The organism is Thiocapsa sp. UBA6158 (genome assembly GCF_002423035.1).
Taxonomy (GTDB): domain Bacteria; phylum Pseudomonadota; class Gammaproteobacteria; order Chromatiales; family Chromatiaceae; genus Thiocapsa.
Map to the genome: position 1 here is coordinate 1 of NZ_DIUM01000099.1, position 22342 is coordinate 22342.

At 64.3% G+C, this 22342-nt stretch carries 27 protein-coding genes; 8 read left to right on the forward strand and 19 right to left on the reverse strand.

Annotation, left to right across the window (positions count from 1 at the left end; all coding sequences use genetic code 11):
• From B4N44_RS13665 to gltX, 14 genes are all read right to left on the reverse strand, one after another.
• Window positions 1–231 (reverse strand): sterol desaturase family protein (locus tag B4N44_RS13665; RefSeq protein WP_296701744.1); only part of this gene is annotated, 231 nt, incomplete at its 3' end.
• Between the two features lie 24 nt (window positions 232–255).
• Window positions 256–456: a hypothetical protein gene (locus B4N44_RS13670; RefSeq protein ID WP_296701745.1), complete on the reverse strand. Its 201-nt coding sequence runs from the start codon at window positions 454–456 to the stop codon at window positions 256–258.
• Complete coding sequence (locus B4N44_RS13675; RefSeq protein WP_296701748.1) at window positions 453–1148, reverse strand: glycosyltransferase; 696 nt, start codon at window positions 1146–1148, stop codon at window positions 453–455. The genes B4N44_RS13670 and B4N44_RS13675 overlap by 4 nt, the downstream gene beginning before the upstream one ends.
• A gap of 82 nt (window positions 1149–1230) precedes the next feature.
• Complete coding sequence (gene queE, locus B4N44_RS13680) at window positions 1231–1872, reverse strand: 7-carboxy-7-deazaguanine synthase (protein ID WP_296701750.1); 642 nt, start codon at window positions 1870–1872, stop codon at window positions 1231–1233.
• Entirely contained in the window at window positions 1869–2963 is a 1095-nt protein-coding gene (locus tag B4N44_RS13685; RefSeq protein ID WP_296701755.1) for a 6-pyruvoyl trahydropterin synthase family protein, read from the reverse strand. The genes queE and B4N44_RS13685 overlap by 4 nt, the downstream gene beginning before the upstream one ends.
• Window positions 2960–3661 carry a 7-cyano-7-deazaguanine synthase QueC gene (queC, locus tag B4N44_RS13690; RefSeq protein WP_296701757.1) on the reverse strand — a complete coding sequence of 234 codons (702 nt, stop codon included), beginning with the start codon at window positions 3659–3661 and terminating at the stop codon, window positions 2960–2962. Before queC ends, B4N44_RS13685 begins: the two co-directional genes overlap by 4 nt.
• A 64-nt stretch (window positions 3662–3725) precedes the next feature.
• Window positions 3726–4100: a PilZ domain-containing protein gene (locus B4N44_RS13695; RefSeq protein WP_296701760.1), complete on the reverse strand. Its 375-nt coding sequence runs from the start codon at window positions 4098–4100 to the stop codon at window positions 3726–3728.
• A 439-nt stretch (window positions 4101–4539) separates the two neighbouring features.
• Window positions 4540–4704 (reverse strand): light-harvesting antenna LH1, alpha subunit, encoded by a 165-nt coding sequence (gene pufA / locus B4N44_RS13700; RefSeq protein WP_007190880.1) that lies wholly within the window; start codon window positions 4702–4704, stop codon window positions 4540–4542.
• 25 nt (window positions 4705–4729) lie between these two features.
• Window positions 4730–4867, reverse strand: coding sequence for a light-harvesting antenna LH1, beta subunit (gene pufB, locus B4N44_RS13705; protein ID WP_296701768.1), 138 nt, complete (start codon window positions 4865–4867; stop codon window positions 4730–4732).
• 68 nt (window positions 4868–4935) lie between these two features.
• Window positions 4936–5280, reverse strand: coding sequence for a light-harvesting antenna LH1, alpha subunit (pufA, locus tag B4N44_RS13710; protein WP_296701770.1), 345 nt, complete (start codon window positions 5278–5280; stop codon window positions 4936–4938).
• 18 nt (window positions 5281–5298) lie between these two features.
• On the reverse strand, window positions 5299–5424 hold the full coding sequence (locus B4N44_RS13715) for a light-harvesting protein (protein WP_093191812.1): 126 nt from the start codon (window positions 5422–5424) through the stop codon (window positions 5299–5301).
• A gap of 723 nt (window positions 5425–6147) precedes the next feature.
• Window positions 6148–7902, reverse strand: coding sequence for a SufS family cysteine desulfurase (locus tag B4N44_RS13720; RefSeq protein ID WP_296701773.1), 1755 nt, complete (start codon window positions 7900–7902; stop codon window positions 6148–6150).
• A 7-nt stretch (window positions 7903–7909) separates the two neighbouring features.
• Entirely contained in the window at window positions 7910–9379 is a 1470-nt protein-coding gene (locus tag B4N44_RS13725) for a glycogen synthase (RefSeq protein ID WP_296701776.1), read from the reverse strand.
• Window positions 9380–9491: 112 nt separating this feature from the next.
• On the reverse strand, window positions 9492–10913 hold the full coding sequence (gene gltX / locus B4N44_RS13730; RefSeq protein WP_296701778.1) for a glutamate--tRNA ligase: 1422 nt from the start codon (window positions 10911–10913) through the stop codon (window positions 9492–9494).
• A 143-nt stretch (window positions 10914–11056) separates the two neighbouring features.
• Between gltX and B4N44_RS13735 the strand changes: the two genes are divergently transcribed.
• The 5 genes from B4N44_RS13735 (at window position 11057) to B4N44_RS13755 (ending at window position 14827) form a co-directional block, all read left to right on the forward strand.
• Window positions 11057–11464, forward strand: a complete 408-nt coding sequence (locus B4N44_RS13735) for an Mth938-like domain-containing protein (RefSeq protein WP_296701781.1) — start codon at window positions 11057–11059, stop codon at window positions 11462–11464.
• Between the two features lie 159 nt (window positions 11465–11623).
• The gene (locus B4N44_RS13740; protein ID WP_296701785.1) at window positions 11624–12322 is read left to right on the forward strand and encodes a hypothetical protein; all 699 of its coding nucleotides are present in this window, start codon (window positions 11624–11626) and stop codon (window positions 12320–12322) included.
• A 2-nt stretch (window positions 12323–12324) separates the two neighbouring features.
• A complete protein-coding gene (locus B4N44_RS13745; protein WP_296701786.1) occupies window positions 12325–13311 on the forward strand; it encodes an ABC transporter substrate-binding protein in 987 nt (328 codons plus the stop codon).
• A complete protein-coding gene (locus B4N44_RS13750; protein WP_296701789.1) occupies window positions 13308–14051 on the forward strand; it encodes an ABC transporter ATP-binding protein in 744 nt (247 codons plus the stop codon). Before B4N44_RS13745 ends, B4N44_RS13750 begins: the two co-directional genes overlap by 4 nt.
• Entirely contained in the window at window positions 14045–14827 is a 783-nt protein-coding gene (locus tag B4N44_RS13755) for an ABC transporter permease (RefSeq protein WP_296701790.1), read from the forward strand. The genes B4N44_RS13750 and B4N44_RS13755 overlap by 7 nt, the downstream gene beginning before the upstream one ends.
• An 83-nt stretch (window positions 14828–14910) precedes the next feature.
• Here the strand turns inward: B4N44_RS13755 and B4N44_RS13760 are convergent, their stop codons facing one another.
• The 5 genes from B4N44_RS13760 to B4N44_RS13780 all read right to left on the reverse strand — a co-directional run bounded on the left by B4N44_RS13760 (window position 14911) and on the right by B4N44_RS13780 (window position 19926).
• Entirely contained in the window at window positions 14911–15786 is an 876-nt protein-coding gene (locus B4N44_RS13760; RefSeq protein WP_296701792.1) for a GNAT family N-acetyltransferase, read from the reverse strand.
• Between the two features lie 93 nt (window positions 15787–15879).
• The gene (locus tag B4N44_RS13765) at window positions 15880–16998 is read right to left on the reverse strand and encodes an FIST signal transduction protein (protein ID WP_296701795.1); all 1119 of its coding nucleotides are present in this window, start codon (window positions 16996–16998) and stop codon (window positions 15880–15882) included.
• A 48-nt stretch (window positions 16999–17046) separates the two neighbouring features.
• A complete protein-coding gene (parE, locus tag B4N44_RS13770; RefSeq protein WP_296701797.1) occupies window positions 17047–18933 on the reverse strand; it encodes a DNA topoisomerase IV subunit B in 1887 nt (628 codons plus the stop codon).
• A 135-nt stretch (window positions 18934–19068) separates the two neighbouring features.
• Window positions 19069–19503 (reverse strand): type II toxin-antitoxin system VapC family toxin, encoded by a 435-nt coding sequence (locus B4N44_RS13775; RefSeq protein WP_296701799.1) that lies wholly within the window; start codon window positions 19501–19503, stop codon window positions 19069–19071.
• A gap of 189 nt (window positions 19504–19692) precedes the next feature.
• The gene (locus B4N44_RS13780) at window positions 19693–19926 is read right to left on the reverse strand and encodes a type II toxin-antitoxin system Phd/YefM family antitoxin (protein WP_093187288.1); all 234 of its coding nucleotides are present in this window, start codon (window positions 19924–19926) and stop codon (window positions 19693–19695) included.
• 256 nt (window positions 19927–20182) lie between these two features.
• On the opposite strand from B4N44_RS13780, the gene B4N44_RS13785 reads away from it, so the two are divergent.
• From B4N44_RS13785 to folE2, 3 genes are all read left to right on the forward strand, one after another.
• Window positions 20183–20449, forward strand: coding sequence for an exodeoxyribonuclease VII small subunit (locus B4N44_RS13785; protein WP_296701804.1), 267 nt, complete (start codon window positions 20183–20185; stop codon window positions 20447–20449).
• Entirely contained in the window at window positions 20442–21335 is an 894-nt protein-coding gene (gene ispA / locus B4N44_RS13790; RefSeq protein WP_296701807.1) for a (2E,6E)-farnesyl diphosphate synthase, read from the forward strand. Before B4N44_RS13785 ends, ispA begins: the two co-directional genes overlap by 8 nt.
• Before the next feature lie 147 nt (window positions 21336–21482).
• Window positions 21483–22337, forward strand: a complete 855-nt coding sequence (folE2, locus tag B4N44_RS13795; protein ID WP_296701809.1) for a GTP cyclohydrolase FolE2 — start codon at window positions 21483–21485, stop codon at window positions 22335–22337.
• Window positions 22338–22342 lie beyond the last annotated feature (5 nt).

Here is a 22342-nt window from a genome sequence, read left to right on the forward strand (position 1 = left end):
TTGGACCAACCGATGATCAAGGCCAAGGATCACGACGGCGTTGAGCAGCGCTGAAACAGCGATCTCGCCGGGATGAAAGCGAAACGCGGTCGTGGAGTCCATCCGCGGGTCGGTGTGATGGACCCGGTGGAGCCGCCACAGCAGCGGGACCTCGTGGTTCGCGCGGTGCCAGGCGTACATCCAAAGGTCGAACAGGAAAAGGCCCGCAATCACGGCGATCGGAGCGGGCAACGCGGTCGCGTTCAGAAGACCCCATCAGCGGGTCTGTGCCAGCTCGATCGCCATGAGGATCAGAGGCGCCATCACGGCGCCGACCAGGCCGGCCATGAGCGCGAGACCGATATTCCGAGCCGCATGGGACCAGCGTCCGGATGCCTGATCGTAGAAAGGGATCACGCCTTCCAACGCAAACAGCGTCGCCAGCACCGCGAGACCCAACCACTGGTCGATGCTCATCCTCGACCTCGCTCGTAGAGTTCGGCGAGCCTCGTCGGTGCTGCGCCGAGCAGGTAGCGCAGAATGAGCCCCGCGTTCATGAGCTGCTGCCGAAGCACGCCGTTGCGACGAAAGCGTACGGCGGAGGTCGTCATCACACCCTGAAGCTTCAGAACACGCACGCGACGTCGGGCGCGACGCAGCAGCTCGACATCCTCGAACAGGGGCCAATCCGGAAATCCACCGAGTCGGTCGAAGAAGCCTCGCCGGATCAGAATCCCCTGGTCTCCGAAGCTGGTGAGGAGCGAATCGAACCGCGAAAACCAGCCATAGACGCCGAGCAGCCAATGGGCGTCGTCGAAGCGTAGACGAAAGCAGGCCAGCTCGGCATCCTCCGCGGCGAAGGCGGACTGCGTCAGCGCAGCGGCCTGCCGGGGCAGGATGCTGTCGTCATGCAGGAAGAGCAGAAGCTCGCCCGCGGCGGCGCGGGCACCGGCGTTGCACTGCGGACCGCGTCCCGGGGTTGCGAAAAGGACGTGTGTCGTGCCTTCGGGCGGCCCCGGGAACTCGACAGGCCGAAGAGGATGCTCGCCCGGGAGGGCAGCGACGACGATGATCTCGGTGTCCGGGAAAGAACCTCGGCAGGCATCCAAACAGGGCTCGAGATGAGGACCGATGCGCCTGGTCGGGATGATGATCGAGAGGCTTGGCATGATGTGGACTGCTGCAGCGCACCTCTTAGTGGACATGACGTGGATCTGGCCTGCCAGACGCCGAAATCAACCCGCGGGATCGTCAAGGAAACCCCAGCAGCTTATGGGTTTGGATGCTCAGACGCCAACGCGGCTTGTTCTTGCAGTAGGCAATCGCTTGGCGCGTGTGCTCTTGAAGGTGCGGGCCGTCCATCGGCTGAAGGAAGAAATGCTCGAACGCGAGGCGCTCGAGATCCTCGGGCGAGAGGCCGGGCTGGGGAAAGACGAGCTTGAGCTCCGCGCCGCTCTGCTGGAGCAGATCGGCGCCGGCCTTCGGGCTGACGCAGATCCAGTCGACGCCGTCCGGGACAGACAGCGTACCGTTGGTCTCGAGGGCAATCTCGAAACCCAGCACATGCAGTGCCTGGATCAAGGCACCGTCGAGTTGGAGCAGCGGCTCGCCTCCGGTCAGTACCACGTAGGGCCGACCGCCCGAACCCGCGTGCTCGAACCAGGTCGCCCGGATCCGTTCGGCGAGTGTCTCGGGATCTGCGAACAGTCCACCGCCTTTGCCGTCGGTCCCGCGAAAATCGGTGTCGCAGAATCGACAGGTCGCCGTCGCCCGATCTTGCTCGCGTCCGGACCAGAGGTTGCACCCGGCGAATCGGCAAAACACCGCCGCGCGCCCCATCTGCGCGCCCTCGCCCTGCAGTGTGTAGAAGATCTCCTTGATGCTGTAGCTCATAGCGGAAGCGCCGGCCCCAGCGCGCCCCAGCAGAGAACGGCGCCGCAACCCGGGGTTTCGTGCAGGTCGATGCGATCCAATTGCGGGAGCGCGGTGGCGACCTCCTCGCGAATCCACAGGAGCAGGTTCGCCGGATCGGCTTGGCGCAGGCGGGGCAGCGCGTCGAGCCGATGATGGTCGAGTCGGTCGTAGAGCGGCTTGAACTGTCGCTTCACGTCGCCGTAGTCGATCGTCCAGCCGAGCACTTCGTCCAGCGGGGCGGTCAGGTGCAGGCGCATCAGATAGCTGTGACCGTGCAGACGACGGCGTCGATCGCCCTCGGGCGCCTGGACAAGCTGCAGCGCGCTCTCGAAGCGTTGCTCTTTCCAGATTCGATAATGTACCCCGTCGTAGTGACAACCGGCGGTGGCGGTCTCGTAGACCGTCACGACGGACAACTGCGGAAAGACCGGTCGCAGTCGCGCCCAGATCCAACGCGCCAACATCTCGCTGGTTGGATTCTCCAGGCCGGGGATGTCGTTGAGGCAGGCGTGGTCAAGCTCGGTGTGCAGGGGCGCCCAGATGGCCTCGAGCCGATCGAAGTCGATGCCCATGTCGCTCCCGGCAAGATCCTGATTGGCATGCAGGATCACCTCGAACCCGTGACCGTGCATGCGCCCGCACTGATGACCCTCGGGGACATTCGGCAAGCGGTGGGCGGCCTCGAAACGAAAGCGTCGCCAGACATGCGCCTGCTCGAGGCCATCCAGATCGACGCCCTGATCGCGGGTACTCTGGACACCGACCGACCCGACCCCCGGAACGCCGAGATGCGCACGCACCCACCGGACAAGATTCTCGTCGGTCGGGATCGGCAGGTGTGCGTTGAGGTCGCTGTAATCAAGCGGCGCGATCGCGTCTGCGAGCGCCCGAGCCAGCGCGTCCGTCTCCCCGCCGGGAAAGGGCGCCCAATCGATCGGAAGCTGCGCGCGCACCTTGGCGAGGAAGCCATGCCCGTGCAGACGGCGCGACCTGTGTCCGTTAGGCAGGATGGAGACGCGCCGCGCGGCCTCGAACGGGGCGGCGGCGACGTAAAACAGCTGTTCACTCATGGGACGAAGAGACCGAAACGAAGACTGAGAGGATCCGGGTAACCCGCATCTGCGAAGCCCTTGGCGCGAAGCAAGCAAGCGTCACAGTGACCACAGGGACGGCCGTCCGTTCCGGGATCGTAGCAACTGCTGGTCAGACCGTAATCGACACCGAGCGACAGACCTCGGGCAATGATCTCGGCCTTGGTCATCTGCATCAAAGGCGCGTGGATCCTGAGCCTTTGGCGCCCTTCGACCCCGGCCGCGGTCGCCAGATTGGCCATCTGCTCGAACGCCTCGATGAAGGCCGGTCGACAGTCGGGATAACCGGAGTAATCCTGCACATTCACGCCGATGAAGATGTCCTCGGACCCGAGGGTCTCCGCCCACGCGAGCGCGAAGGACAGAAAGACGGTGTTGCGTGCCGGGACATAGGTGACCGGAATCCCCTCGCCGATCGCCCCGGCGCAACGCCCCTTGGGCACCGGGATGTCTGCGGTAAGCGCCGACCCGCCGAAACGCCGTAGATCGATTTCGACGATCGCATGCTCCGCGACCCCCAGCGCCTCGGCGACGCGGACGGCGGACTCAAGCTCGATGCCGTGACGTTGGCCATAGCGAAACGACAATGCATAGAGGGCAAATCCTTCGGATTTCGCAATGGCCGATACCGTCGCGGAGTCCAAACCCCCGCTCAAAAGAACGACTGCCGGTTTCATGATCTTGGAAAGAGGAGAATGACGAAAGGGCGCATCGCGCCGGGCCTAAGTCGGCACTCGACGCTCAGTTGCGTTCGCCCGTCGGCTGGAGCAGCGAGCGGATTCGCGCCAGTGCGGTGTCGCCGACATCGGAGAACTCGATCCCGAGCAGCCAGCGCTCCTCGGCGGTGCTCGGTGAAACCCAGACCACGGAGCCGACGGCTTGAATCCCCTCCGGGATCTCCGGTGCCTCCATCTCGACGAGCAGTCGAGAACGCACGGCGAACATGCAATCGGCCCACACTTGCAGCCCCCCCTCGCTGATGTTGCGCCCGAGCACCGGGTGCATCCCAGGGTCGCTGCTGCCCGCATCGGAGCCCAGTTGCATCAGGCGCGCGTGGTGCTCCCACGACACACGCTCGTAGCTCCGCCGATCTGCATCCGCTTCGCTGATCGCCATCAATACCTCAAGCCGTCTGATTGATCGAAACGCCACACGGCACTCAAGCCGCCTGGCCAGCAGTAAGACGCTCGGGCGCCGAGAGGGGTGAATCGCTTAAACGCAGTACTGCACTAAGGATAGCGCTCGCTCGGGAGACTGTCGACCGGGCGTGCGGAGGATCGCAAACGGCAGCGGACGGGGTCGAGATCCCCGTGGGGGACGAATCTGAGCGGGCAACGAAATGTCCGTCGATGCGGAATGGAAGACAAGGGAGATGGCGAGCAGTCCTCGGATTCCGGCGCCGATTGATCGGTGTCGGCCATGCTCGACGGCGCGAAACCTTAGAGCATAGCGCGATCCGAGAACGCAATTGCCGAGGTTACACGCGAATTCGATTCAGGGATGAACGAATCCGCGTTTGCTCGATCCTGGTCAGGGGTACCGATCGAGAAGTCGATCAGGCCCAACCAAAGCCCATCTGGAACACGACCGCATGGAGCACCAATGCAATGATCAACAAAAGAAAAAAGATCGGCATCAGCCATGTCGCAGGATTGAGCACCAACCACACCTTCCAATCGTCTTCCGGGTTCTTCGGCTTTGCAATCTGGACGTCACTCATAATCTTGATCTCGTCAGAAGTCGGATTAGAACCAGGGATTAGCAGCGATCACAAAGAGGTGCACCAATGCAGCGATCCCGACATAGGCGGTGTAGGTCACCTTGAACTGCTCATGAAACTCTTTTGCTTGTTGATCGGTAAGACCGGACAGAGACTCTGCCATGACTGAGCTCCTTTGCTGGTTTTTATCGAGCACCGCACGCCACACCGACGCCGGGTGAGCGAAGAGGCTTAGGCTGCCTCGGGAACCACGATCACTTCGACCGGAACCGGCACGACGGCGGGTGCGCCTTCCTCGGCCGGAGCGGCTTCGAGCGGAGCAGCCTCGGCGGCAGGCGCGGCTTCGAGCGGAGCGGCCTCGGCAACCGGCGCAACGGCGGCGGGCTCGGCGACCTTGCCGGGCTCCCATGCGTTACCCGGGATGGAGAAGGCGTACAGATGCACGCTCAACGCGATCACGAGAAGGGCAGCAAACATCGGCACCAACCAAACAGCCGGGTTGATCACCAGCCAAATCCGGTAGTCCTGCTGACTCGGTTTGTAGTTGAGAACGTTACGGAAAGCGTCTTGAAGCATGAAAATGATCTCCTCGACTTAGAACCAGGGATTGCTCGCAATGACGAACAGATGCACGAGTGCTGCGATCCCGACGTACGCCGTGTAGGTGACCTTGAACTGCTCGTGAAATTCTTTTGCTTGTTCCGGGGTGAGCCCGGACAGGCTCTTTTCCTGCTGCTGCGCGACGACAGTTTTCGCCTGTCCGCGTGCTTTGCCGCCGGCGGATGTTGCGGCGGGAGATTGCTGCCCAGCCATTGGGTTGGCCTCCATACGGGTTATGCCGAGGTCGCCGCCCAGAATCTGTGCGACGGGGGTAGATTTGGCGGCACCGACGCGGGAGTGGCCCGCACGGCGCGATGCATCCAAATACCACGGGATTCATATGTCATCCCAAGTGTCATAGTAGCTTGACGCCCGGTAATGTCAATAAAATTTGACACATGAGTGGTGAGGACATGGCGGGGTAGCTGCCTCCTGCCTCCTGCCTCCTGCCTCCTGCCCCCTGCCCCCTGCTGCCTGCCGGCTGCTATCAGCTATCAGTTGTCAGCTTTGTGTGGCGGATTTCGCGGGCCTCACTTGAGGGAAGGCGCCGTGAGGCTTGGAAGGGTCGGTGGTTTGTCATCCACGGCAAACATCCATACGTCGATAGGATGTTGATCGCTAGGAGTTTTCTTCATGACGAGAAACGGCCGAATCTCGGTTCAGAGCGCGCCTGGGGGCACGTTGCGTTTCTCACCGAAAACCCGCAACGAGCACGGAGAATCGCCACCCGGCTGCGGCCCCGAGGCCGTAGACCGGAGGCGGCATGCTGAACGCGGCGAGCTGGAGGCTGGAGGCAGGCGGCTGGAGGCAGGCGGCAGGCGGCTGGCGGCTGGCGGCTGAAAGCTACCGCCCCAACCCTGCCGCGATCTGCCGAATCCGCTCGACCATCGCGACCAGACCGTTGCGGCGGGTCATACTGAGATGCTCGTCGAGGCCGAGTCGGCTGAAGAAGGCTTGCGCATCGAAGGCGAGGATGGCGCCGGCCTTTTGGCCGGAGTAGAGCTGCTGGAGGAGCGCGATGAGGCCGCGGACGATGTTGGCGTCGCTGTCGGCGAGGAACTCGATGACGTCTTGCGAGCCGGGACGCACGCGGGCCGCCAGATGGACGCGGCTTTGGCAGCCGGGAACGAAGGTCTCCGGCGCCTTCAAGGCATCCGGCATCGGCGTCAGGCGCTCGCCGAGATCCATGATCTGTTGATGGCGCATCGGCCAATCAGGCAGAAGATCGAAGATCTCCGCGATCTCTTCGGCGGCCGACTCGGGCGAGTCGGCGACCGCGGCCGGATAGAGGATCTCCGCGGGAGGCATTTCGGTCGGCCCCTTCCTGGCGGACGCCTCGCGAGCGACGGAAACGATCTCGGCGAGCGCATCGGCGAGCCGCTCGACCTCAGCCTCGCTGTTGTAAACACCAAAGGATGCGCGCGCGGTGGAGGCGATGCCCAGGCGGTCCATCAACGGCTGGCAACAATGGTGGCCGGTGCGGATACAGATGCCGCGCAGATCGAGCTGCATGCCGATATCCAGCGTGCCGATCGGCGGATCGACCATGACCCAGGAGACCACGGCGGCCTTGTGCGGGGAAGTGCCTTTGATCTCGAGACCGGGGATCGCCGAGAGCCGTTCGGTAGCCCGACGCAGGAGACGCTGCTCGTGCGCAGCAATCCGCTCGAATCCAACCCCTTCGAGCCACTCGATGGCCGCGGCCAGGCCGACCGCGCCCGCGATATGGGGCGTGCCGGCCTCGAACTTGTTGGGGGGCGGCGCGAAGGTGGTCTTCTCGAAACTGACCGTCTCGATCATGTCGCCGCCGCCCTGGTAGGGCGGTATCGCCTCGAGCAGGCCGCGTTTCCCGTAGAGCACGCCCATGCCGGTCGGCCCGTAGAGCTTGTGTCCGGAGAAGGCGTAGAAATCGGCATCGAGCGCCTGGACATCGGTCGCGCCGTGGGCGACCCACTGAGCGCCGTCGATCAGCGCAAGCGCCCCGGCGGCATGGGCCTCGTCGATGATCGCCTCGACCGGATTGACGGTGCCGAGTGCATTGGAGACGTGATTGACCGCAACCAGCCGGGTGCGCGAAGAGAGCAGGCGACGGTAGGCGTCCATGTCGAGCTCGCCGGCATCGTCGATCGGGATGACCCGGATGCGCGCGCCCGTAGCCTCGCAGACCATCTGCCAGGGCACGATGTTGGAGTGATGCTCCAAGCTGGAGAGGATGATCTCGTCGCCCGGCTGCAGGTTGGCCCGACCCCAGGAGGCGGCGACCAGGTTGATGGATTCGGTCGTCCCGCGCGTGAAGAGACACTCGACCGGCTCGGCGGCGTGCAGGAAGTGCGCGACCATCTCGCGCGCATAGTCGTGCATCCGGGTGGCATTACGCGAGAGCTGGTAGACCCCGCGATGGATGTTGGCGTGGTATTGCTGGTGATAGTCGCTCACCGCCTGGATGACCTGGAGCGGCTGCTGGGTGCTCGCGGCATTGTCCAGGTAGGCCAACGGCTGATCGTGCACCCGGGTTGCGAGGATCGGAAACTGGGCGCGCAGGGCCGTCAGGTCCAAAGGCACGGAGGGTGCGGGGGTCGGTGAGAGTCGCGGAGTCATCTTCGGTTCAGTGCACTCGGATGTGGCTGTAGATATCCAGGTACTGGCGCGCCGGTCGACCCCATGAGCGGTCGACACGCATCCCGTTGATCTGCAGCTGGCGAAAATACTCGGGGTGATTCCGCCACAGATCGATCGCGCGCTCCATGGCGGCTGCCAGGGCGGATTCGGTCAGGTCATCGAAGAGATAGCCGTTGCGCTCCTCGAAGGGACGATCCGAGTAGTTGGCGTCGAAGACCGTATCGGCGAGCCCCCCGACACGCCGCACGATCGGGACCACGCCGTATTTCATCGCGATCATCTGGGTCAACCCGCAGGGCTCGTAGATGCTCGGGATCAGGATCATGTCCGCGCCTGCATAGATGAGATGGGACAACTCCTCGTCATACGCAAGGACCAGGCGACAATCCGGATGCCCCACAGTGTCCTCTTGGAGACGCCGGAACTGCTCGGCGACCACCGGATCGAGCGCGGCCCCGAGAAGCGCGAGCTGGCAGTCGAGCGCGCAGGCATGCGCGATGCCGAAACGCAGAAGATGCACGCCTTTCTGATGGTCGAGCCGGCTGACCACGGCCACGATGGGCTTGTCGTCCTGAACGAGGCCCAAATAGGTGCGCAAGGCCCGGCGATTGACCTCCTTGCCGTCGAGCCGGTCGGCATCGAAGGGCTCGGGGATGTGGCGGTCGGTCGCGGGGTTCCAGAACGCATCGTCGATGCCGTTCAGTACACCGCCGAACTTGCCGTCATGGGTCTTCAGAACACCCTGCAGCCCCATCCCCTGCTCGGTGTTCTGGATCTCCCAGGCGTAGCGCGGCGAGACCGTGTTGACGAAGTTGGAAAAGACGATCCCGCCCTTCATCAGATTCACTACACGCGGATTGGCCGGATCCTGGAGACGGTCCGGCGTCATGAGGCGCGCCGGATCCAGACCGACCTGACGCAGGACGGATTCACCCACGACACCCTGGTAGCCGACGTTGTGCAGGCTGTAGCAGACGCGCGCATCTGTCAGCCCGAGCCGCTGGTACACCTCGAACAAGAGGACGGGCACCAGCGCGGTTTGCCAATCGTGACAGTGGATGACGTCCGGGCGCCTGCCCGAGGTCAGCATGAATTCCAGCACGGCCCGACAGAAGAAGGCGAAGCGATCCGCATCGTCGGCTTCGCCGTAGATGCGACCGCGCTGAAAGAACCGATGGGGCGAGTCGGACTCGATGAAGAAGCAGGTGATCCCGTCGACCTCGCCCGAGTCGACGCGACAGTCGATCCACTGATCGAAATAGGGGACGCGCAACCCTCGGCAGACCTCGCGGCGCCCCTCGATCAGATCGTGGCGCAGCGAATCGTACCCCGGCAAAAAGACCTCGACCTCTTGCCCGAGCGCGAGAAGCTCGCGCGAGAGCCCGTGCACGACATCACCGAGCCCGCCAGCTTTTGCGATCGGCGCACACTCGGCGCTGACCATGGCGATATACATACCTTGATTCCCGATTGGCTTTTTGATGGTGTGCGCGCCGAAACCCTCGACCCGCCCACGCCCGGCATCGCCCCGCAGACAGGGCGAGCCGAATGTCTCTCCTAAGCAGGTCTTACGACGACTCGTTGACGCCACGCGCCGCAATGTAGGCCAACGCCTTGTCGATTCGACGCAGCGTCGCATCCTTGCCGACCAGCCGCAGGGTCTCGTCGATACCCGGCGAGGCGGCGCGACCGACGATGGCGACGCGCAGGGGCTGGGCGACCTTGCCCATGTTGGTTCCCAGCTCCTCGGCGATTGCTTCGACGACATGCTTGAGTCCCTCGAGCGTCCAGTCCTCGTAGGCCATCAGCTCGAAGGCCGCACGCAAGCGCTCGAGCCCCTCGCGGGCCACCAGACGCAGATGCTTCTTGGCAGACGCCTCGTCGAAGGTCTCGAAATCGCGATAGAAGAAGGCACTGATCTCGGCCAGTTCGGTCAGTGTCTTGGCGCGCGCGGCCTGAGCCTTGACCACCTCGATCAGATCGGGGCCGGTCGCGGGGTCGATGTCGAGCCGACCCATGTGCGGACTGAGCAGACGGGCGATCCGCGCGGGATCGGCATGATGCAGATACTGCTGATTCAACCAATCGAGCTTGTCGGTGTTGAACGCCGAGGCCGCCTTGTTGACGTCGCCGATCTCGAAAAGCGTGATCATCTCCTCGAGGGAGAAGAGCTCCTGATCGCCGTGCGACCACCCCAGACGGACCAGATAATTGAGCAGCGCCTCGGGCAGATAGCCCTGATCGCGATAGGCGATGACGCTCACCGCGCCGTGGCGCTTGGACAGACGCGCACCGTCGTCGCCGAGGATCATGGGCACATGGGCGTAGCGCGGCGGCTCATGGCCGAGCGCACGCAGGATGTTGATCTGGCGCGGGGTGTTGTTCAGATGATCGTCGCCGCGGATGACATGGGTGATGCCCATATCCGCATCGTCGACCACCACGCTCAGGTTGTAGGTGGGCGCACCGTCGCTGCGTCGGATGACCAAGTCGTCCAACTCGGCGTTGGCGAAGACGACCCGCCCGCGGATCATGTCGTCGACGACCACGACGCCGTCTGCGGGGTTCTTGAAGCGGATGACATGCGGCGTGTTCGGATCGACCTCGTGGCCGCGACAATGACCGTCGTAGCGCGGTTTGAGCCGCTGCGCCATCTGATCCTCGCGCAGCTTTTCCAGGCGCTCCTTCGAGCAAACGCAGCGATAGGCCAGCCCCTTGGCCAGCAGCGCGTCGATCACGGCGTTGTACCGATCGAAGCGCTGGGTCTGGTAGAAGGGTCCTTCGTCGTAGTCCAACCCGAGCCAGGTCATGCCCTCGAGAATGGCGTTTACGGACTCGGCCGTGGAGCGTTCCAGGTCCGTATCCTCGATCCGCAACACGAACTGCCCGCCGTGCTTGCGCGCGAAGAGATAGCTGAAGAGCGCCGTGCGGGCGCCTCCGACGTGCAGATAACCGGTAGGGGACGGGGCGAATCGGGTACGGACGGTCATGGGCTTCCGGATCGGTTGAGTGGGACGCGTGGCGGCGATTCTAACAGAGCCCCTTCGACCTGCCCGCTTGTTCGCTCGGGTTCTGATCTCGCTGTGTCGGCCTCACCTTGTCCAATCCAGCGACCTTCGGTTATGTTCCCGCCATGAGATTCTCCGAAGCAGACGGCAGCAGCGGTCAACTGATCGACGCCTACGGGAGCGAGGGCATCCTGATCGGGGGGCGACGCTTTACCCGCGGGCTGATCGTGACACCCAACCGGCTCGAAGAGGGCTGGGGTCCGGCACATCCCGCCGATTTGACGCTCAAGCACCTGGATGCGCTGATCGCGATCGAGCCCGAGACCCGGATCATCGTGCTGGGGACCGGCGAGACACAGGTCTTTCCGGATCCGGCGCTTTATTTTGCCGTGATCGGGCGCGGCATCGGATTCGAGGTCATGGATACGGGTGCGGCCTGTCGGACCTACAACATCCTGATCTCGGAAGGGCGGCGCGTCGTCGCCGGTCTGATGCCCCTGGCGCTGAACCACGCTGAACCGCGTCCGGCGTGAGCAACGCGGCTTCGGCGATGCGTCGCGTTCGGCTTGGTCCGCGAGGCTTGGAGTCGACGCGGTTCAGGTCTCTTGTTCGGGTCTTCGGGTCCGAAACTTAACGGCCGCATGGCGGCTCACCGCTCGCTCGTCATCGCATTATCCGGAGCGCTCCAACCCATGGATCGACAGATCATTCTCTCCATCCTCGGCGTCGCCGTCTTAGGCTTCTTGGGTGTTCTTCTCCTCATGCCCGCGTCCATCGAGGACGGCCCGGATCGCTTGCCTTGGCGCGTCACGCAGGATGCCTCCGGGCACTCGCAGGTCTTCGGCTTCACCATCGGGGAGACCACGTTGGCGGAGGTGCGCACGCTGTTCGGCGAGGACGGCAAGGTCAATCTCTTCCAAGACCCGACGCAAGCCGAGCCCTATGGTGTGGAGGCCTTCTTCGACCAGATCCATCTGCAGCGCCTGCGCGCTGATTTCGTGATCGCGCTCGATGTCGACCAGGCCACCCTCGCCGCCATGTACGAGCGCGGCCTGCGGATCAGCCAGGTCGGCAGCGGCAGCCGCAAGATCAAGCTCGACCCGGCCGATGTCGAGACCCTGTCCGCCCGCCCGATCCGATCCATCAGCTACCTTCCGAAAGCCAGACTGGACGACGAACTGATCGAGCAACGCTTCGGCACACCCGATCTGCGCCTGACCGAGCCCGAGACCGAGATCGTCCATTGGCTCTACCCGGAACGCGGGATGGACATCGGCCGCAGCCCCAACGGGACCGTGGTCATTCAGTACGTCAACCCGGACAACTTCGACCGACTCCTGAGCCCATTGCAGGATGCCGTCCCGAGCGAAGAGACGCCGCCGGAGAGCTGAACATGTCCAAGCACGCCATCATCTTCGCTCTGGCCTTGATTGGCCTCGCCATCGCCGGACCGACAACGGCCGCCGAGCCGACCAAGATCCGTTTCGTCACCGACTGGAAAGCGCAGGCCCCGCAAGGTGGCTTCTACCAGGCCAAGGCGCTCGGGCTCTATGCCGAGCAGGGGCTGGATGTCGAGATCATTCAGGGCGGCCCCTCGGTGAATGTCCCCCTGCTCCTGGGCTCCAACGAGGCCGATTTCGGGATCGGCTCCAACAGCTTTATCCCGCTCAACATGGTCGCGGCCGGGATTCCGGGGACCGCCGTCGCGGCCATCTTCCAAAAGGATCCGCAGGTCCTGATCACGCACCCGCGCGAGGACATTCGATCCATTGCCGACATGAAGGGTAAGCCGATCATGATCTCGGACGCCGGCGTCGGCAGCCATTGGATCTGGCTGAAGGCCAGGTTCGGATTCACGGATCGGCAGATCCGCAAGTACACTTACAACCTCGCCCCCTTTCTCGCCGATCCGCGTGCAATCCAGCAGGGCTATGTCACCAGCGAGCCTTACGAGATCGAGAAGGCGAGCGGGATCGCACCGCAGGTCTTCCTCATGGCCGACGAGGACTACCCCTCCTACGGGACGCTCATCCTGGCCTCGGATCGCCGCATCCAAGCCAACCCGCAACAGGTACGGGCCTTCGTGGCCGCCTCCATTGCCGGCTGGAAGGACTATCTGAGCGGTGATCCCACGCCCGGCAATGCCCTGATCAAGGCCGACAACCCCGAAATGACCGACGATGTGCTGCTGCACGCCATCGCCGAGATGAACCGCTACCGGCTCGCCAGCGCGGGCGATGCCGAGACTGCAGGGATCGGCGTCATGACCGAGGCACGCTGGCATGCCTTCTTCGCGACCATGTCCGCCGACGGGGTGTATCCGGAGAACCTGGATTGGCGGCGCGCCTACGCGCTCGATTTCCTCCCGCCAAAACCGTGAGCAGCGGCCTGCGCCTCGATCGGCTGGCGAAGACCTTCCCCAACGGGACCGCCGCACTCGGGGAGCTGAGCGCAGACATCGCCGCCGGCGCCTTCGTCTCCCTGCTCGGCCCCTCGGGATGCGGAAAGAGCACGGTACTGAGGCTCATCGCCGGGCTGGAAGAGCCCACACTGGGCCGTGTCGACTGGCCGCAGACACGCGGCTCGCTCGGCTTCATCTTCCAAGAGCCGACACTCATGGCGTGGACGAGTGCGGCCAAGAACGTCGCCCTGCCGCTCGAACTCGCCGGCATGGCCAAGACCCAAGCGCGTGAACGCGCCCGTGTCGCGCTGGAGAAGGTGGGTCTCGCGGGCTTCGCCGACGCCCTGCCCCGCGAACTCTCGGGCGGGATGCGCATGCGCGTCTCCATCGCACGCGCGCTGGTCGCCGACCCCGATGTCCTCTTGATGGACGAGCCCTTCGCGGCGCTCGACGAATTCACCCGAAGCAAGCTCAACGACGATCTGCTGCGTCTCTGGGCCGAGCGTCGGTTTACCGGGATCTTCGTGACCCACTCGGTCTTCGAAGCCGTCTATCTGTCGCAGCGGATCTTGATCCTCAGCGGGCGTCCGGGACGTCTGGTCGCCGACATCGAAAACCCTGCGCCCTACCCGCGCGAGCCCGGCTACCGGACCTCCGCCGCCTTTAATGCGACCGCGCGCGACATCCTCGATGCACTCGAGGAGATCTCGACATGCTGATGCGGGGCCTGCGGATCATCCTGCCGATCGCGCTCTTTCTGGGTTTGATCCGGTTCTGGGAGTGGTCCGTCGTCTATTGGGAGATCAAATCCTTCATCCTGCCCCCGCCGAGCGCCATTCTGGCCGTCTTCGCAACCGACGGGGCCTCGCTTCTCGGCTCGGCCTGGACGACATTGGGCACGACATTGGCAGCCTTCGCTCTGGCAACGCTCTCGGGCACGGCACTCGCAGCGCTCTTCGCCTCCAGCCGTATCACGGAGGCGGCGCTCTCGCCTTATGCCGTGATCCTGCAGGTCACGCCCATCATCGCCATCGCCCCTTTAATCATCGTCTGGGTCGGGCTCGACAATGCCTGGCTCGCCGTGCTGATCCTGGCCTGGATCACCGCCTTCTTTCCGGTCCTGGCAAGCGCGACCGCAGGTCTCAAGGCGGTCGACCCCAATCTACGCGACCTCTTCCGGCTGTATCGCGCAGACTTTCGGCAGACCTTCATCCGGCTCATGGTCCCGTCCTCCCTGCCCTATCTGCTCGCCGGCATCAAGACTGCCGGCGGGCTCGCGCTGGTCGGCGCGGTGGTCGCCGAGTTCGCCGCCGCCTCCGGCAACACCGACGGGCTCGCCTGGCGTATCCTCGAGGCCGGCAATCGGCTGCAGATCGCCAAGATGTTCGCCGCGTTGCTGCTGCTCGCGCTCATGGGCGTCGCGCTCTACGCTATTCTGAGCTTCGTGGAATGGCTGCTCCTGCATCGCTGGCATGGAGATCGGCGGCGGGGCTGAACGCGCCCGGAAAGCAGCGCGTGGGTCCGCAAACCAGGCGAGCCGAAAAGCACCCCCCGGGACGGGATGTGCGCGAAACCTGCTCAGCCCAGCTCGAAGGTCGTTACGCCATAGATCCGATCGATCGGGAGCGAGGGCGCAGTGCCTCGATACATGCGGGCGGTCTCGAACACGGAGGACAGGCCATAGGTCTTGGCCAAGTCGAGCGCATCCGAATTGGGCTCGGGCAGATCCAGGATGACCGGATCAGCGCGGGCGCAGCTAGCCAAGCGGCGGAACAGGAGATCGGCGTCGGCGGGATCGTCCGCAAAGAGCGGCCCGATCTTCCAACCGGCGCGGCATTGCCTGATCGTCCCGTAACCCGTCACGCGTCCGGCACCACCCGCATCGGCTGCGGGATCGACAAGGACCCAGCTTCGGCGCGTTTCCTTCCGGGTCAGCCAAGTCTCGAGGAACCGAGCGCGCGGGGCGGGAAAGAACCCTCGATCATAGTCGAGCAGCGCAGGGAGCAGGTCCGGCTCGACCGGAACCAGGCGCGTGTCATTCGGGGCCGTCATCGCGACCGAGCCCGAATAACGCACGTTGCGCCAGGCCAGCTTGAACCCCGAGCGACGATAATCCGCCTGACGTTCGGGCACCCCGTCGAGCCCGATCACCCGATCACCGAGGTACGCCATGCCGGCCTGCCACAGTCGTAGAGCGATGCCGCGCCCGCGATAGAGCGGCGCAGCAATATAGAGACCGATAAAACCGAAGGTGTCGCCGTAGCGCACGGCCGAGAGGCTTGCCGCAGGCTCGCCGTCGACGAACGCCATCAGGAAACCCTCTGGGTCGGCCGCTCGGAAACCCGCGGCATCCTCGAGACCCGGATTCCAACCCTCGCACGCAGCCCATTCGATGGCGAGGTCGACCTCGGCCGGCGACATGGTACGAATGCTGATGTCCGTGTCCGTCTTCATCGCAGTCACCTTAAACCGCGTCCCCGCGAAGGGTCGTGGATGCACCCGACGTCGAGCTCACTCGAAAATTCAGCATCTCGCTCTGGACGCGGTTTAGGTGAAGAGGGTCAAGACGCCCGTATAGCCGTAGAGACGATCCTGCGAGATCTCTCCGTTGGCGTAGAACCCGACGATGGGCACATCGCCGAGTGCGGCCTGGATCTGCTTGAGCTCGGCCGAGTCCGGACCGAAGAGGTTGACCCCGCGCCCTAAACAGGAGACGTAGATTCCGCCCCTCGGCGGAGCGGACAGGCGGCTCTTGATGCCCATGAGCATGCGCTCGAGATCCTCGCGGGCGGTGTCGGCATCGCGCCGGCAGAACATCAGCTCGCGTCCGGGCTCCACCAGATCGCCGATCGCGACCAGGCCCTGATTGGGATCGATGCCGACCAGATTGCGGACCAAATAGTCGCCGGTATCCGAGCCCTGGATCGGCAAGCCGGCGAAGATGTAGCCGCCGAGACGCGACAGATCGCGGGCCAGGATCTCGCCGATGTCCTGTTTGAGCACATCGAGCGCGGACTCGCCGTCGAGTCGCATCAGGATGTTGCGCTGGCCCTCCGTGATCACGTGATGCGGTCCGATCGGCGAGCAGCCCTGGCTGAGTCGGGTCAGGATCCCGACCCGCTCGGAGAAAAGGACGCCGGACAGGCCGCCGCGCGTCACCCCGTCGGCGATGGTCAAGGCGTCCCCGCGGGCGCTCGCGAGCCCGCCGACGAGGAAACCCGCGGTCGTGCGCTGCGCGAGTTGTTGGATCAGGATCTCGGTCAGGCCGTTGGATGGATCGCCGTGGACCAAGCCCAGGTACGGCGAATTGGTGCGCATCCAGTCGCCGTGACGCAGATCGAAGTCGTCGAGATCATCGACCAGGCTCGGGAAGACGCGAAAGTCATCGCTCGGAAACTCGCCGAGCATGATCGCGAGCGCGGGCTCTTCATAATATTCGGCACCGGTCGCACAGATGCCCATGCCGACACTGCCGACCCATTGCGTGATGCCCGTGGCCGCGCGAAGGCTGCGGAGGATCTCATCGAGATCATCGGCCAGGACATCGGTGACATAGAGAAACCCGAGCGTCGCCTCCGTCGGCACGCTCCCGAGCTGCGTCAGACACTGATCGGCGGCCAGACGCCAATCGGGATCCGAGGCATGTCCGAGGCGAAATGGTGTCATCGTGATGGAGTCATCCAATGTGGAATGTCGAATCGCATCGGGCGCGTTTTAAACCTCGGCGAGGTCGCCCTTCTCCTGCAACCAGGCCCGTCGGTCGGATGCGCGCTTTTTGGCCAACAGCATGTCCAGGAGGTTGTTGCTGTCGTCTTCGGCTTCAACCGTGAGTTGGACCAGGCGCCGGGTGTCCGGGTGAATGGTCGTCTCGCGCAGCTGGCCCGGATTCATCTCGCCGAGGCCTTTGAAACGCTGAACATTGACCTTGCCCTTGATCTTCTCGGCCTCGATACGGTCCAGGATGCCGCGCTTCTCGCTGTCGTCCAGGGCGTAGAAGACCTGCTTGCCGACATCGATGCGATAGAGCGGCGGCATGGCGACGAAGACGTGTCCTTCGGCGACCAGGCGCCTGAAATGTCTCAGAAAGAGCGCACACAGCAGGGTCGCGATATGGGCACCGTCGGAGTCGGCATCGGCGAGGATGCAGATCTTGCCGAAACGCAGCCTGGCCAAGTCGTCGCTGCCCGGATCCACGCCGACGGCGACCGCGATGTCGTGCACCTCTTGCGAGCCCAAGACCTCGGCCGGATCGACCTCCCAGGTGTTCAAGATCTTGCCGCGCAACGGGAGGATGGCCTGGAACTCGCGATCGCGCGCCTGCTTGGCCGAGCCGCCGGCCGAGTCGCCCTCCACCAGAAAGAGCTCGCCGCGCTCCGGATCGGTCGTGGTGCAGTCGGCGAGCTTGCCCGGCAAGGCCGGCCCCTGCGTGATCTTCTTGCGGGTGACGGTGCGACCGGCGCGCAGGCGCGCCTGAGCCGCCCCGATGACCAGCTCGGCGATCCGCTCGCCCTCGGCCACATGCTGATTCAGCCAGAGGCTGAGGGCGTCCTTGACCACGCCCGAAACGAAGGCCGCGCATTCGCGCGAGGACAGACGCTCCTTGGTTTGCCCGGAGAACTGCGGCTCGATCAGCTTGACCGAGAGGATGTAGCTGACCCGACCCCAGACGTCCTCGGGGGCCACCTTCACACCACGTGGCAGCAGGTTGCGGAACTCGCAGAACTCGCGCACCGCTTCGGTGAGCCCGGTGCGCAACCCGTTGACATGGGTGCCGCCCTGCACGGTCGGGATGAGGTTCACATAGCTCTCGGCGACCGCCTCGCCGCCCTCGGGCAACCAGCCCAGCGCCCAGCTCGCCGCCTCGTTGGTCCCTTCCAGGTCGCCGACGAAGAGCTGCGACGGTAGGGTCTCGGCCCCGTCAAGGGCTTGGAGCAGATAGTCCTTGAGACCGTCCTGATAGCACCAGACCTGCTCCTCGCCGCTCGCCTCGTCGCGAAAGCGCACCTCCAGTCCCGGACAGAGGACCGCCTTGGCCCGAAGCAGATGCGTCAGCGGACGGGTGGCGATCTTGGGCGTGTCGAAATATTTGGGATCCGGCCAGAAGCGTAATCGGGTGCCCGTGTTGCCGCGTCCCACACTTGCGAGTTGAACGAGATCGCTCGCCTTCTCCCCGCCGGCAAAGGCCATGTGGTGCTCGTGACCTCCGCGCTTGACCCAGACATCCAGGCGTTTAGAGAGGGCATTCACGACCGAGACGCCGACACCGTGCAAACCGCCGGAGAAGCGATAGTTGTCGCCGTTGAACTTGCCGCCCGCATGCAGCTTGGTGAGGATGACCTCCACGCCGGGCAGACCCTGCTCGGGGTGGAGATCCACCGGCATGCCGCGCCCGTCGTCGCTCACCTCGAGCGAGCCGTCGGCGAAGAGCACGACATCGATGCGGCGGGCATGCCCGGCGAGCGCCTCGTCGACGCTGTTGTCGATGACCTCCTGAGCGAGGTGGTTGGGGCGCGTGGTGTCGGTGTACATCCCGGGGCGCTTGCGCACCGGGTCGAGGCCGCTGAGGACCTCGATGGCTGAGGCATCGTAGTGGCCGGTCATGGGGGCTGTGGGTCGATCCTGTCTGTTGTCGTGGTCGGGTTGTAGTGGGTTTGCGGGCAAGCCCGATCGGGGCTCGCCGGTTTGCCTGCTCGCCGGCGGGCTTGGGGCCGGCCTTGCTCGCCGCGGCCCGCTCGCCTAGAGCGCGATGCCGCGCTCCACGGGCAGTTGCAGAAGCCTCCCCGCGCGAATGAATCCGGCATCGAGCGTCAAGATGGTTTCAGCGCCTTGCCTCGCCGCGATCGCCAAGTGCAGCGCATCACCCGCGCGCAAACCGGTCTCGGGCGTTTCCAGGTATCGCGCAGCAAGGACAAAGTCAGCCGCGGTCGGCACGAGCAACACAAACGACTCGTTCAGCATTCGTGCGAGTTCGCGGCGAACGGCCTCGGCCTGCGTCTCGGTCAGCTCGCCCATGCGTCGCTTGCGCGAGATCAGACTCGCCAGCTCAACCTGGGTCCACAGGCTCGTTTCCAGGCCGCCCGGCGTCACCGCCATGACGAATGTCTCGACCGCGTCGCTGGTCTCCTCGGCGATGGCCAGCGGCGCGATGAAGCTGGTATCCAGGTAGACCATTAAACCGCGTCCAGAGCGAGATGCTCACTTTCGAGGGAGTTCGACATTTGGTGCATCAACAGCCCTTAACGGAGACGCGGTTTAAAATAATATATTTTTTAATACTTTAAACCGCGCCGGCTCCAGCGGACGTCAGGTCTGCCGGGGTCAATCGCATCCAAAAACATCGCATAGCGCACCGGGCGCGGTTTAAAAGCCTTCGTCGCGCAGCTCCCGAATCAACTCCGCACTCGATCTGCGCGCCTGCGGCAGACCGGCACGGAACTTCGCGAGCGAGCGCAGGGCTTTTTTCGGCTCGGCGATCGGGACCAGCTTGGCCACAGGCTGCCCGCGACGGGTGATGATGGTCTCCTCGCCGCTCTGGGCCTTGCTCACAAGCTCGCTCAGATGCGCTTTGGCTTCCGCCAGATTGACTGCACCCATCGTCGGCTCCGAATGGTCACATTGTTGGTCATGATGATAGCGTAAAACCGTTGCGCATGATCATCGGGTGGCGCCAAGCCCGGCGCGACGGTGCCTGGCTTGGTGGGGCTCGCAGTTTGACCCATCCAAAGAGCTGGGGTAATTTAACCCGACCTCCGAAAGACCTTAAACCGCGTCCGGCCAGAACCCGTTGGATTCAACCGAGCGGCGTGATCCAACGAAGCATCGGTATCCGTTCAGGACGCGGTTCAAGCGCATGAAAAAGCCAGTCGCTCCGCCCCCGCCTTCCTTCGAGCAGTCGCTCGCCGAGCTGGAATCGATCGTCGATGCCCTCGAGAAGGGCGAGATGAGTCTCGAAGAGTCACTCACCGTGTTCGAGCGTGGCATCGGCCTGACCCGTGCCTGTCAACAGGCGCTTGATGAGGCCGAGCAACGCGTGCGCATCCTCACCGACACTCGACCCGATGCCGGACCCCGGTCCGAATCCGGTTCCGATCTAGAGCCCTTCGAATCCAATGACTGACACCACTCTGGACGACTTCCGCGCGCGCTGTTGCGCCCGCGTCGAGGCCACGCTCGACGCCCTTCTGCCCCCTGCAAGCGTGCAGCCGGTTCGGCTGCACGAGGCCATGCGATACGCGGTCCTCGGCGGCGGCAAGCGCATCCGCCCGCTCCTGGCCTATGCCGCAGGCGAGGCACTCGGCGTGGATCCCGCGCTGCTCGACCGCCCCGCCTGTGCCGTCGAACTCATCCATGCCTACTCCCTGATCCACGACGACCTCCCGGCGATGGACGACGACGATCTGCGGCGCGGGCGCCCGACCTGTCATCGCGCCTTCGACGAGGCGACCGCGATCCTGGCCGGCGACGCGCTCCAGACCCTCGCCTTTCAGGCTCTGGCCGAGTCGCCCGGACTGGATGCCGAGAAGCGCATCGCCATGGTCGCCAGCCTCGCGCGTGCCAGCGGTGCACGCGGCATGGTCGGCGGGCAAGCACTCGATCTAGCCGCCGAGGGCAGCGTCCTGGACGTCGCCATGCTCGAGCATATCCATATCCACAAGACGGGCGCCTTGATCAGAGCGGCCGTGCAGATGGGCATCCTCGCCCACGACGCACCGGACCCGGACCATACCGAGCGTCTCGATCGCTATGCCAAATGTCTCGGTCTCGCCTTTCAAATCCAGGATGATGTGCTCGACGTGGAAGGCGACACCCATCTGATCGGCAAGACTGCCGGTCGCGATCAGGTCTTGGAGAAGGCGACCTACCCGGCCCTCGTCGGGCTGCCCGAAGCCAAAGAGATGGCCGTAGCCTTGATCGCCGATGCGCTCGAAAGCATCGCGATTTTCTCCTCCGAGGCCGAGCCCCTGCGCTGGATCGCAGGCGCACTGATCGGTCGCAAGCACTGAGGCGTGCAGAGGCTGCACGACGTGGCTCCGGGCCAACTCTCGCCACCGAAGATCGACACGGGCAATCCGCACTGGTTTGTCTTGTCGGCCTCAGCCCCCAAATTCCGGATTTGACATCAAAGACGATCCATCGAGAGAAGTCACATCATGGAGCACGTGCTCGAGCCCAATTGCTGCGCCGCACCCGCCAGCGCCGACATCGCCGACGTCCAGGGGAGCGCCGACTCGCGGCGGATCGCCATCGACAAGGTGGGAATCAAAGACATCCGCCATCCCGTGCGGGTGAGCGATCGCAGCGGCGCCGAGCAGCATACGGTCGCCAATTTCAACATGTACGTGTACCTGCCGCACGACTTCAAGGGGACCCACATGTCCCGGTTCGTGCAGATCCTGAACAATCACGAGCGCGAGATCGGCGTGGCCTCCTTCAAGGAGATGCTGACCGAGATGTCGCAACGCCTGGAGTCCGAGGCGGGACATATCGAGATGCGCTTCCCCTTCTTCGTGAACAAGAAGGCGCCCGTGACCGGCGTGGAGAGCCTGCTCGACTACGAGGTCACCTTCATCGGCGAGATCCAACAGGGCCTCCCGAGCCTGCAAATCAAGGTCGTCGTGCCCGTGACCAGCCTCTGCCCCTGCTCCAAGAAAATCTCGGCCTACGGTGCGCACAATCAGCGCTCCCATGTGACGGTGCAGGTGCGCTCGCAGGGCCACATCTGGATCGAGGAGCTCATCGAGATGGTCGAGGCGGAGGCGTCCTCGGAGCTGTTCGGGCTGCTGAAGCGACCCGACGAGAAGTACGTGACCGAACATGCCTACGACAACCCCAAGTTCGTCGAAGACCTGGTCCGGGACGTGGCGACGCGACTGAACGAGGACGACCGCATCACTGCTTACGTGGTCGAGGCCGAGAACTTCGAGTCCATCCACAACCATTCGGCCTACGCCCTGATCGAGCGCGACAAGGACCACGAGGCCCGCATCGCGGAGGCGACGCTCTGATCCTG